The organism is Psychrobacter sp. JB193 (assembly GCF_002285555.1).
Taxonomy (GTDB): Bacteria; Pseudomonadota; Gammaproteobacteria; order Pseudomonadales; family Moraxellaceae; genus Psychrobacter; species Psychrobacter alimentarius.
The window spans coordinates 513,332-525,536 of sequence record NZ_NRGY01000002.1; the positions used below are offsets into that span (position 1 = coordinate 513,332).

Consider the following 12,205-nt stretch of genomic DNA (forward strand, 5'->3'; position numbering starts at 1 on the left):
TTTGATTTACTAAATTTTATTCGATTTTAACTTATTTGTCTTCAATAAAGAGAACCCTTATGTCTACCCCAGCAAAAGCTCTACCCAAGCGTTTGATTGAAATACCAGAGATGCGCCGCATTCAGCATTTGCATTTTATTGGTATTGGCGGTTCGGGTATGTGTGGAATTGCTGAGGTAATGAATAATCAGGGTTATCAAGTGAGCGGTTCTGATATCAGTGATAGCTTAGTGACCAGACGTCTCGCGCAAATCGGTATCAAGATATCCATCGGTCACGATTCTAAAAACATTGCCAATGCCGATGTCATCGTTGTGTCTTCAGCAATCGATCGTAGCAATCCTGAAGTAAAAGCAGCACTCGAAGCGCGTCTACCAGTCGTACGCCGTGCAGATATGCTTGGCGAATTGATGCGCTATCGCCATGGTATTGCGGTTGCTGGCGCGCATGGTAAAACTACCACAACCAGTTTGCTGACTACGATGATGGCAGAAGGGCAGCTTGATCCGACATATGTGATTGGCGGTAAATTGAATGCTTCTGGCAAAAATGCTGCGCTTGGTAGTAGCCGTTTTTTGGTGGCAGAAGCCGACGAATCTGATGCGTCTTTCTTATCGTTGCGTCCGATGGCCGCGATTGTGACCAACATCGACCAAGATCATATGGAAACCTATGGCAACAGCTTTGACAAATTAAAAGCGGCTTATATTCAGTTTTTACACAATATGCCATTTTATGGTTTGGCGGTGGTCTGCGGTGATGATCCTGATTTATATGCCATGATTGATGATATTGGTCGCCCTGTACTTACTTTTGGTCTAGAACCATTTAATGATGTACAGGCAGTCGACTTGGTAACTGAGGGAACCAAGACACACTTTACCGTATTGCGTCGTGATCGTGATCCTTTACGTTTGACGCTCAACATTCCTGGTACGCACAACGTTTACAATGCGCTTGCTGCGATTACCATGGCGACTGACGAAGGCGTAGATGATGAGGCTATCAAACGCGCTCTGCAGAAATTCCAAGGAGTTGGACGCCGCTTTGAGCAACATGCTTGTGTGGACATAGATGATGGCAATGTCTTATTGATTGACGATTATGGTCATCATCCAAAAGAGGTGGATGCGACCATCAAGGCGGCACGTCAAAGTTTCCCTGACCGCCGATTGGTCATGTTGTTTCAACCGCATCGTTACAGCCGTACACGTGACTGTTATGATGATTTTGTCGAAGTATTGTCAAGCGTTGATGAGCTACTATTATTAGAAGTATATTCGGCTGGTGAAAGTCCAATTACAGGGGCTGATACGAAGTCATTGGCACGTAGTATTCGCTTACGCGGGGAAGTGGAGCCAACGATTATAGATAAAGATAATTTGGCACCTGTGATGCAGCGTTTATTAAAATCCAATGACATGCTTATTACCCAAGGTGCTGGTAACATAGGGCAGATAGCCATCGATTTGGCTGCCAACAATCTCTATATTCAATAAGCTAAAAGACTTTTAGGAACTATCCCCATGACAACGAGTAACGCGCAAAAAAACGTAAACCATGATAATCAATCTAATAGTAATACAGACACGCATATCACACAGGATGCTGCTCTAAACACTGCCAACCACAATGGCAAGAGTGCGAGCCAGTTTGGTAAAGTGGCAGTGGTCTATGGCGGTAGTAGTAACGAACGTAGCGTGTCTTTAGATAGTGGTGCAGCAGTATTGCAGTCGCTACAAAATCAAGGAATTGACGCGACTCATTTTGATCCTAAGGATCAAGATATCACTGAATTACGTGCGTATGATCGCGTATTCAATGTACTGCATGGTCGTGGTGGCGAAGATGGTTTGCTACAAGGCGTGTTGCAATGGTTTGATATTCCACAAACAGGTTCAGGTATTTTAGCTTCTGCATTAGGTATGGATAAAGTACGTACCAAACAGCTATGGCAAGGATGCGGCCTATCAACTGCGCCATTTTCATTGTTGACAGCAGATACTGATTGGCAGCAAGTGGTCAACACGCTTGGGCTGCCCCTAATCATCAAGCCTGTACATGAAGGCTCTAGTATTGGTATGACAAAAGTCAATCATCTCGACGAGCTTCCTGCTGCCTATGCAACAGCGGTACAGTGCGGGGATGCCGTGATGGCAGAGCGCTGGATCACGGGACGAGAATTCACGATTGTTATTATCGATGACGAAGCTTACCCCGTCATTCGTCTTGAACCGGCTGATATCACAAACTTCTACGATTTTGATGCTAAGTATAACCGTAACGATACCAGTTACTATATTCCATGTGGATTGAATGAAGCAGATGAAAAGCATCTACAAGCTTTGAGTCTTGCAGCCTTTCGCGCGGTTGATGCAAAAGGTTGGGGCCGTATTGATGCCATGCAAGATGAAGCAGGCAACTTTTGGCTGCTTGAAATCAATACTGTACCGGGTATGACCAGTCATAGCTTGGTTCCGATGGCAGCTAAAGCCCGCGGCATGGATTTTGACTCTCTGTGCTGGCACATTTTGGCGCAAACACTATAGTTAAGGTTTAAGGTAACTCGTTTACTGTACTAAAAGGCGGCTCATTGAATCAGTTTTACTGAAAAAGACGAACGGTAGAACGGCTTAAAAAAGAAGATACCATAAAGAACCCCATGGCATCCTTAATGGTATCTTTAAATGCAATGATTTATAGTGCATCAATGTGTCGCTAGAGCTGCTATAACACAGCTTCGTGTAAACTTGTGTAAATTCACCGTCACTACGCAGTGTTAGGCTATTGTTTAACCATAAAATACGTTAATATTGTAATTATTGGTCTGTTTTAGTGATATTTATGTTTTATATGAATACTGTTCATAAGTTCTTCATACATTGAGAAAAATGTTACGTTTGAATCAGTATAGCGGTATCATTTATGCCGTTTTTATCAAAGACTTTGATAACATATTGAATCAATAGGCTGCTGCAAAAAAATACTGCATACTTATATCAATAACCTGCATAACTGGTTTATGCAATTACAGAGGCAAAGGTCGTTATGGCTCAAACTGTCAACGAAATAACTGACTTGATGAGTGATAAAACCCGTCGCCCAAAATCTAAGTTTCAAGTACCAACCACACTTAAGTACTTCTTTATGGTGTTAGTGTTAGGATTACTTGTATTGATACTGATGATGGGTGGGAAAGCATTACGTGATGCACCTCCTGCTGCTATTTATGTTAGTAATAAAGGTTTGACAAGTGCAGAGTACCAATCATTGCAGCAAGTCATGGATCAGCAAAAGGTCAGTAGTTTTTTTACCTCTGATTTACAGGCCTTAAGAGACATTGCGACAGGTTTGGCTTGGGTAGATCAGGTCAGTGTTTCTCGTGACTGGCAGCGTGGTATTGTAATTACTGCATTGCCTAAACAAGCGGTAGCCAATTTTGGTACAGAGCGTTTGGTCGATGCAAAAGGGGTTGTTTTTATCCCTGCAGATGATAAAGATCTGACGCAAGAGCAATTTGCTACTTTACAGGGCGAGCTGACACAAGCCCCTGTTATCATGCAGCAAATGCAACAAGTTAATGACTGGTATGCACCGCTTGGTATTCAAGTAGAAGATATTATCTTGTCACCAAGAATGACATGGTTAATTCGATTTGATAATGGATTGCGTGTCATCGTTGATAATGAAAATACCGCACAAAAACTACTGAATTTAAGTCAGCTGCTTGGCAATCAATTAAAAAATCGTCGCGATGACATACAGTCTGTAGATTTGCGTTATAAGAATGGCTTTACCATTGCTTGGAATATGAATCAGCCACAGACTGATGAATCACAGTAGTAGATAGCAAAAATCAGGCATGTAGCAAAGAAAAAGTGCATTTTGATTTGAGCAATTTTGATAGTAATTAGTATTGAACACACAACATCATAGCGTGTTGATAGCGCTTTTTTTAATGATTTAATGGGAACGTCATTCGGTTTCCTGTTTAGCGATAATTTGTCTGGTAACATGAAAAATACTGAAAATCTAGTTGTTGTCCATTTAAGTGCCACGGCAGTTTATGTCGTTATCGGCAACGTTGTCTCTGCAAAAGACATTCGTATTTTAGGCGTAGGGCAGGTTAAAAACAGCGATTTTTATCAAGGTCAAATAAAGCATCGTGAACGACTGCAAGGCGCTATTAAGCAAGCAATACAAGAAGCAGAAGACACTGCTAACTGCCGTGTACATAGCGTGTGGTTGACACTTGCTGCGCCTGAATTGTCTAGTAAAAATAGCGCAGGTGAAGTCCGTGTAGAGGATGAAGTTGTCCGTGCCAAGGATATGGTACAAGCATTATCCAATGCCAAATCTCGTGATTTACCATCAGATTATTATCTCATGCATTGCTGTCAGCAAGGTATTTACGTCGATGATCAAGACTTTATGGTCGATGATGCAATCGAGATGATGGCACACAATATCACTGTCATGTATCACTTAATGATGATGCCAGTGTCTAGTCGTCAGAATATCCAAAAATTACTGCAAAGCTGCGATGTTGGTATCGATCATATCGTGTTTGATGCAGTGACAAGTGCTGAATACAGCTTGATGAGCGATGAGCGCTTGCAAGGAGTTTGTTTGGTTGATATCGGTGCCAGCACCACTAGCATTTGTGTGTACAAAGAAAATAAGCTGATTTTTACGCATTGTATCGCCACAGGCAGTCATGAAGTGACAATGGATATTTCAGCCGACTTCGGTATCTCAATGATTGAAGCAGAAAAGCTTAAAAAGACCCATGGTACAGTTGATATCAATAGCGTCGATCCGAGCTCATTCTTTCTTTTTAAGCCGCAAGGCTCAAACGATGAGATCAATATTGGTGTCTATAACTTAGCACGCATCATTGAAGCACGTTATGTCCAGATATTTACTGAGGTGGCTCGTCAATTGCATGACGCCGACCTGATAGGATATATTGATAAAGGTATCGTATTATCTGGCGGCGGTAGCATGATTAAAGGTATGGTCCCCTTTGCCAAAAAGCTGCTCAAAATGCCAGTGGTATTGACCAATACTCATCCTGCAATCAGTGCTTACAATCATTTTGATAACGATGAATCCTTTAAACAGCTTAATATTCAAGTAAATGATCGCGCTTATCAGACAGCATTTGGTACACTACTCTATAGTCAGAGTGAGCAGTTCCGCCGCAGTGAAAAAAGTGAGCCTGAAGCGATTCAGAAAAACCGAGTGACAGGGGTTTTTCAAAGTGCAGGACAACGTTTTGCGAGCGTACTGAAAAAAATATTGTAGTCGTGTTTTATATTTTTAAATGTTTAGAAGATTGACCCCTTGCAAAATGCATTGAAATAATCTGATCTAAAGATAATGTAATATTGAAAGTAATGCCTTGATCGGTGATGACATATTTTGTCTAAACTGTATGGTTTAATCCATAGCCCTGTTTTATTTAAATACATTTATATATATAGTGTGTCGATAGCGCAACTCATGAGTGCGTTACCACGTATCGACCATTACGCTATTTGCAACTGGAGAATCTTTTTTATGTCAAAATACACCATGCCAGATGATAACCAGCTTCAAAATAACGGCCAAGCGAGCTTCACTGTATTCGGTGTGGGTGGTGGTGGCGGTAATGCGGTTGAGCATATGGTACAACAAGGAATTAGGGGTGTAACCTTTGTCTGTGCTAATACGGATAAACAAGCGCTTGATCGTTTAACTGCGCCGCACAAATTACAACTTGGTGCAAAAACAAATCGTGGTCTTGGTGCAGGGGCAAACCCAGAAGTAGGACGTGAAGCGGCAGAGAGCGAAGAAGAAGCTATCCGTGCCTTACTTGAGCATTCCGATATGGTATTTATCACCGCAGGTATGGGTGGAGGTACAGGTACAGGTGCTGCGCCAGTGGTTGCTCGTATTGCTAAAGAAATGGAAGTTTTGACCGTTGCAGTAGTGACCACACCTTTCAAATTTGAAGGCGGCAAACGTATCAAAGCTGCTAAAGCGGGTATTGAGCAGTTGACCAACTTTGTGGATTCTATCATTACGATTCCAAATGATAAGTTGATGAGTGTCTACGGTAATATCTCTATGCAAGACGCTTTCAAAAAAGCGGATGATGTTTTACTGCACGCCGTTCAGGGTATTGCCGAAACCATCGCTAGCGAAGGTATGATTAACATCGATTTTAATGATATTCGTACGGCAATGACGGCTAAAGGTCATGCAATGATGGGTATTGGTCGTGCAAGCGGTGATGACCGTGCGCGTCAAGCGACTGAAAAAGCCATCAGATCACCACTACTTGACGATTTGCGTTTGGAAAATGCCAAAGGTCTATTGGTCAACGTGATTTCCTCTGAATCATTATCTTTGGATGAAATGAGTAAAATCAGTGCCATAGTCGAAGAAATTACTGATATTGATGACGCTCATATTTTCTATGGTTCTGTGATTGATGAAAAAATGGGAGATGACTTGCACGTGACAGTTATCGCCACTGGTTTAACGTTAGATGAAAATGCTGGTCAAGAACCAGAAGTGGTGGAGCAACCAGTTCCATCGGTTAATAGCACCCAACCTGTCGATCCTAACGTACATACTAGTGCGCTAAACAGTCAAAAACAAGCACAAGCCCAAATTTACCAAGATACCGCAGCACGTTCGAACGCACCTCAAGAGCAGCCTAAAACAAAAACCAACAGTATTCAAGATTATTTAAAGCGTCAACAAAATAAGTAATTCTTATAGAGACACCAAGTATTTTGAACTAAAAAGCCAGCGCTGAGTCGCTGGCTTTTTCATGCTTATAAATAGTAGATAGCATGAAAATTGTCATCAAATGGACATATCTGATGATTTTATTGCATAAAATGTTTCGAAAAGTTGGATATTTATACAAAGAAACATAAATGCTAAGCGCCATAAATCATGAATATATATGACGATAAGTGTTATCAATCAAGGAGATAAGCAAATTAAAGAGTATTAGCTATAGCGAAATGGGGGTAGGTAATGATACACTATGGCAATTGTAACAAAATATGTGAGAAGACAGCCATGAACCAAAGAACCCTAAAAACTGCGATTGCTGTTACAGGTACAGGTCTCCATAGTGGTCAGCCTGTTAACTTAGAGTTTTATCCGCAGCCAGTGGATACTGGTATTGTTTTCGAGCGCTCTGATATCGAAGGCAGTCAGCCAATCCCAGCCAGTGCCTTTTTAGTACAAGATACTATGATGTCGTCAAATCTTGTATTTGGCGGTACTCGTGTCGGCACTGTCGAGCACCTTTTGAGCGCGATTGCTGGACTTGGCATAGATAACCTCTTGATTCGTGTTTCTGCCTCAGAAATACCAATCATGGATGGTAGCGCTGCACCTTTTGTTGGATTGTTACTTGAAGCAGGGTTGTGTGAGCAAGAAGCTGCTAAAAAGTTCATTAGAATTGTTCGGCCTGTACGTGTAAAAGTGGATGATAAATGGGCAGAACTGCGTCCTTATGACGGTTTTGAGCTAAATTTTGAAATCGATTTTGATCATCCCGCTATTGATAAAAACTTTCAGCACGCTCAGCTGCAGTTTTCTACACAAAACTTTATTGAACAATTAAGCTCAGCACGTACCTTTGGTTTTTTGCGTGATATTGAGGCAATGCGCCAAAACAACTTGGCGTTAGGCGGTAGCATGGACAATGCAATCGTCATCGATGAAGCAAACGTATTAAATGAAGAAGGCTTACGCTTCAATGATGAGTTTGTCCGTCACAAAATTTTGGATGCTTTGGGAGATTTATATTTAATCGGTTATCCAATTTTGGGTCGCTTTAATGCTTATAAGTCTGGTCATGCACTAAATAATTTATTGGTGCGTGAAATACTATCTGACCATGATAATTTTGAAATTGTAACTTTTGATGACAATGTAACTTGTCCTATCAAGTATTCACCTTTAGAAGATTTAGCTGTTGAAGGATGAATACAGGAATATACACGAAGTATCGAAACATTTACGCAATATTACATGATCGGGCTATAATTACATTCCTATAATATTCTATTTTTTGAATATATTGTTCGGGTTATTTCGAAAATTATACTTCAGAGTAGAGAATACAAAAGCTGTAGATGGTTTTCAAATCATCTATTGGTAGCATTCATGATACGAATGATGCCAATAGATGATTTTTTTTATTTGTGATATTACAAAACCCCAGCGTTACTCGTTGATTTTCACGATTTTATTTACATAACTTTACATTAGGAAGTTATGATTTTTAATCATTTATTAAGCGTAAAAGGGCTTTTTTGAGATTTTCATCAGTGGTGACATGCTCTGCGGCCTGTGATATAGTCCGCTTTGTGTTTTGGCTAAGGGCCTGATTTTCATTGATTTCAAGAGTTTTTGATTTAGTCATTGATAATGACGATGACTGTTGAATTGAATGATTATGAGTGGAAGTTTTAGCAATTACGACGCGAATTTGTTTGAGTTGTTTAAATGTAATTGATTGCTCTGTTAACACTCGCAAATAAGCACTCTGTAAATAGCGGATATGATTAGCAGCTGTTACAGAGCCAACACTGAGTATGAGTTGCTCAGGAGTAAATCCTACAACCCAACAGGTACTAAGGATTTCTTCAGGTAGACAATCTACCAGTAGCTCTTTTATCTCAGCGGTCATTTTTGTATATAGCCGCATATTGTCAGCAAGAGTTTGTGGTAGCGCACTACCAGCAAAAGCTTGATGATCGATAAGCTTAGCAAGCCGATTAGGCTGTTTTTTTGACATCGCAATGACTCATCTAATAGGTGACAACGTCGATAGACATGCTAAAAGCAATATATAACAAACGATTTACGAGATATCTGACTAGCCTAAGGTAATAAACGCTAGTCACTATAGAAAAAAGAGTGGGCTGTTGTAACAAGGATTTTATCATGTTTATTTTATGATTATATCCTCTAAATTAATTGATGCTTTGTCATGGATGACGAGCGGTCTTGTATTAACAATAGGTAGTAAATTTATGAAACAAGCTTTATTGCTTTTGTCAGTATTGGGAATGGGTATAGCACAGACGAGTGGTGCTGTCGAAACCACCTTTCAACCGAATAATACCTTGAGTCATACCATCACAAATATTTCTGCTTCTGCGAACTACGGTTCTAGTCGTAATATCTATAGCACCAACAGTGGCGCTCATGTATATAGCAACGATGAGATCAGCCAAGCTATTGATAATCTAAGCGCCCATGCTAAGCAAAAAGAATACCAGCTTGCCTCGCTAACCAGCCGTTTGTCTTATGAGCAGCGTCAGCAACAAGCCAGCCGCACCCCTGATAGTAACTCTGCCCCTGCTATTGCAGCAGCAAATGCCGCACGAGTTGCCCTATCTAGAAGTTCTGGTTACTGCGCACGCTACGTACGTAAAGCGCTACAATCAGCCGGTTACGAATTTACGCCTAATCCATCCGCTTATCAGTACGCCTCACGTGGCACTTTGGCCCAAGCAGGCTTCACTAAGATCAGTAACGATATGCAACCACAAGTTGGTGATGTCGTTGTCTTTAACCGCACCTCAAGCCGTCCTCATGGTCATATCCAAATTTTTGATGGCAATACATGGGTGTCTGACTTCCGTCAAAACAGCATCAATCCTTATAGTGGCTCTCATAGCTATACTACATGGCGTGATTCGCAGTACGTTGACGATGCGTCAGACCGTGGTATCTATCTTGCTATGGCGGACAAATAATCAGTTAAATAGCTCTTTAATTCGACCAGTTTCTCCAGGCCTAGTAATGTTTTCGACATTACTAGGCTTTTTTTATTTGAAGTAACGATGTGTGATAGAAGGGAAATTGAAAAAAGATTCTGTGCCTATTGATAAGTAAGGTAATCAAGCGGAAAAAATATGATTAACCTTTAAATTTAGACCAATAATGACGATTATGAAAATCAGGTGGTGAAACATGGCGCGGGGCAAAATATAAAGCCGTCTTATTAAACTTTAAAATAACGCAAGGATGTATGTATTCAACCACCGTGTTATTCAATGCATATTGTTGCTTGGGTAATTGATTCAAAAGTATGCTAAAACGTCGTTCATAACTTGGAATGGTAGAGGCTAACGATGATTTGGTAGATAAAGAGGTATCAACTGGTGAGCGCTGCTGCAAAGACTTATCCTCCCAATAAATGCCTATACGCTCGTGTCTATCCATATGGTACAAAGGGTCAGGCGGCAGTGTTGAAGGGTTGCGATAACTTTCAAACCGATATAGCGCATAACGACCATCTGGACTGGCGTTGATTTCGATATAAGACTCTGCATTTTTTGCGTAGTCGACTTCATTTTTGGCTAAACTGCCTGTAATAAAACATTCAAGGCACGTTTCTTCCCAAAGATAATCAGAGAAGCCTATTTGCTTGGTCTGCCATGCCGGCCAGTTAAGTTTGGCGGCCAAAAAAGGTGTGGGTACGGTAATATAATACGTGAGTTGTAAATGCAATGTTGGTCGTTGCACAATTTCGGCAGTTACTTGAATGCCGATACGACGGAGTTCGTCCACGGCTACCCCGATTTGCTGGGCATCATTGACCAACGTATCAGTGGCCACACAAAGGGTAAAGGTTTGGCTCATAATCTGATCATACTCAAGAACATCAATGAGAAAAAACGACTTATCTTATAACGAGAAACGCTAAGATAAGCTCGCTGTGAAAAATACATATTATAAAAGCCGCGAGCATGATGCAGCGCGGCTTTTAGGTACTATCGTAATGATTTGAATAATAACTCAGCAATCACAGTAGAAATTTATTCAAACCAAGCTTGTCGTTACAAACTACTGAGCGTGACGTGCCAAATTAGACAGTTTTGGGTTGGCATGCGGATTTTTACGCAGTAACAACGCCATACGACCGATTGAGTGAATCAAAGTTGCATTCGCAGCTGCGGCAAGCTCTGCACCAATGACATCACGCTCTTCTTTAGTACCGGCAGGCAGTTTTACTTTAATGAGTTCATGATCTGACAAAGCGCGATCAATCTCCTCTGCGATAGTCGGTGTGACACCTTTATTGCCAATCATGACAATAGGTTTAAGCTCGTGACCAATGCCTCGTAGGCGTTTGATGGTAGCGTTATCGAGTTCCATAGAATTTCCAAAGGTTGGTAAAAAATAAAAGATGATGCTATTGAGCGCAATTAGTGACTATTATAGATAATCTGAGGGCATCTTGCATGATATCAGCAGGATTTTGCACGATTTTACGTGATGAAAATGTTAAACTGAATATTTGGTCACATTATAAACGCTATGCTCTTATAAAGCAGTGTTTTCCCCAATAGAATTTGACCAATTTAAAGTCATCAGATAAATCAATCGCTCAATGAATGGCATATCTAAAATAATTGAGCTGATATCCCATATATTTACTGTCAAAAGTCGTTTTTGACCAATGTACTACTTGACCACGATAGAGTGGTTAATTAACAAAGAGTAGTGTTGGTAAAGCAAGAGGAGCAGGTGTTTTGGCCACGCGTATTGAAAATAAAAAACTGTCAAAAAGTAGTAGTGCTTGGATGAAGGAGCATATTGACGATCATTATGTGCAAAAGGCTCAAAAAGATGGTTACCGCGCTCGTGCCGCCTACAAGTTGTTAGAAATTAATGAAAAAACCAATTTGATTAAAAAGGGCATGACAGTGGTAGATTTGGGGAGTGCACCTGGTAGTTGGTCACAAGTAGCCAGCCAGCTGGTGGGTGAAAAAGGTGTTTTGATTGCCTCTGATATTTTACCCATGGATGCCCTGGCTGATGTAACGTTCATTCAAGGAGACTTTCGTGAGGCTGACGTGTTTGACACGATTATGGCTGAGGTTGGTGATAGGCAAGTTGATGTGGTATTGTCAGATATGGCACCTAACACAGCAGGCAATAGTGCTATCGATCAGCCAAGAATGATGTACTTATGTGAGTTGGCTGTGGAATTTGCTTTGGCAACCTTACCACAAGGTGGCGCGCTTATTATGAAAGTGTTTCAAGGTGAAGGGATGCAAGAATTACGCAAGCAAATGCAGAATGATTTTAGTAAAATTCGTAGTATCAAACCTGGTGCTTCTCGCCCTCGTTCAAAAGAGATGTTTTGGATCGCTATCAAATAGGTTTAAATTCA

11 protein-coding genes are annotated in these 12,205 nt (G+C 40.9%); 8 read left to right on the forward strand and 3 right to left on the reverse strand.

Going from position 1 to position 12,205, the window contains the following annotated elements:
• Positions 1 to 59 precede the first annotated feature (59 nt).
• From murC to lpxC, 6 genes are all read left to right on the forward strand, one after another.
• Positions 60 to 1,499, forward strand: a complete 1,440-nt coding sequence (murC, locus tag CIK80_RS09955; protein WP_095569868.1) for a UDP-N-acetylmuramate--L-alanine ligase — start codon at positions 60 to 62, stop codon at positions 1,497 to 1,499.
• Positions 1,500 to 1,526: 27 nt separating this feature from the next.
• Positions 1,527 to 2,549, forward strand: coding sequence for a D-alanine--D-alanine ligase (locus CIK80_RS09960; RefSeq protein ID WP_095569869.1), 1,023 nt, complete (start codon positions 1,527 to 1,529; stop codon positions 2,547 to 2,549).
• Between the two features lie 499 nt (positions 2,550 to 3,048).
• Complete coding sequence (locus tag CIK80_RS09965; protein ID WP_062845353.1) at positions 3,049 to 3,843, forward strand: cell division protein FtsQ/DivIB; 795 nt, start codon at positions 3,049 to 3,051, stop codon at positions 3,841 to 3,843.
• A 171-nt stretch (positions 3,844 to 4,014) separates the two neighbouring features.
• Positions 4,015 to 5,307 (forward strand): cell division protein FtsA, encoded by a 1,293-nt coding sequence (gene ftsA, locus CIK80_RS09970; protein ID WP_218830327.1) that lies wholly within the window; start codon positions 4,015 to 4,017, stop codon positions 5,305 to 5,307.
• 255 nt (positions 5,308 to 5,562) lie between these two features.
• Positions 5,563 to 6,762, forward strand: a complete 1,200-nt coding sequence (gene ftsZ, locus CIK80_RS09975) for a cell division protein FtsZ (RefSeq protein ID WP_062845998.1) — start codon at positions 5,563 to 5,565, stop codon at positions 6,760 to 6,762.
• 318 nt (positions 6,763 to 7,080) lie between these two features.
• Positions 7,081 to 7,998, forward strand: coding sequence for a UDP-3-O-acyl-N-acetylglucosamine deacetylase (lpxC, locus tag CIK80_RS09980; RefSeq protein ID WP_179288364.1), 918 nt, complete (start codon positions 7,081 to 7,083; stop codon positions 7,996 to 7,998).
• 298 nt (positions 7,999 to 8,296) lie between these two features.
• On the opposite strand, the gene CIK80_RS09985 is transcribed toward lpxC, so the two are convergent.
• On the reverse strand, positions 8,297 to 8,812 hold the full coding sequence (locus CIK80_RS09985) for a hypothetical protein (RefSeq protein WP_095569872.1): 516 nt from the start codon (positions 8,810 to 8,812) through the stop codon (positions 8,297 to 8,299).
• Between the two features lie 238 nt (positions 8,813 to 9,050).
• Between CIK80_RS09985 and CIK80_RS09990 the strand changes: the two genes are divergently transcribed.
• On the forward strand, positions 9,051 to 9,779 hold the full coding sequence (locus CIK80_RS09990; RefSeq protein ID WP_062845349.1) for a CHAP domain-containing protein: 729 nt from the start codon (positions 9,051 to 9,053) through the stop codon (positions 9,777 to 9,779).
• Between the two features lie 163 nt (positions 9,780 to 9,942).
• Here the strand turns inward: CIK80_RS09990 and CIK80_RS09995 are convergent, their stop codons facing one another.
• Positions 9,943 to 10,668 (reverse strand): hypothetical protein, encoded by a 726-nt coding sequence (locus tag CIK80_RS09995; RefSeq protein WP_095569873.1) that lies wholly within the window; start codon positions 10,666 to 10,668, stop codon positions 9,943 to 9,945.
• 204 nt (positions 10,669 to 10,872) lie between these two features.
• Positions 10,873 to 11,184, reverse strand: a complete 312-nt coding sequence (locus CIK80_RS10000) for a YhbY family RNA-binding protein (protein WP_062845347.1) — start codon at positions 11,182 to 11,184, stop codon at positions 10,873 to 10,875.
• Between the two features lie 377 nt (positions 11,185 to 11,561).
• Here CIK80_RS10000 and CIK80_RS10005 point away from each other — a divergent pair, with 377 nt between their 5' ends.
• Positions 11,562 to 12,194: an SAM-dependent methyltransferase gene (locus tag CIK80_RS10005; RefSeq protein ID WP_062845346.1), complete on the forward strand. Its 633-nt coding sequence runs from the start codon at positions 11,562 to 11,564 to the stop codon at positions 12,192 to 12,194.
• The last annotated feature ends 11 nt before the right edge of the window (positions 12,195 to 12,205 follow it).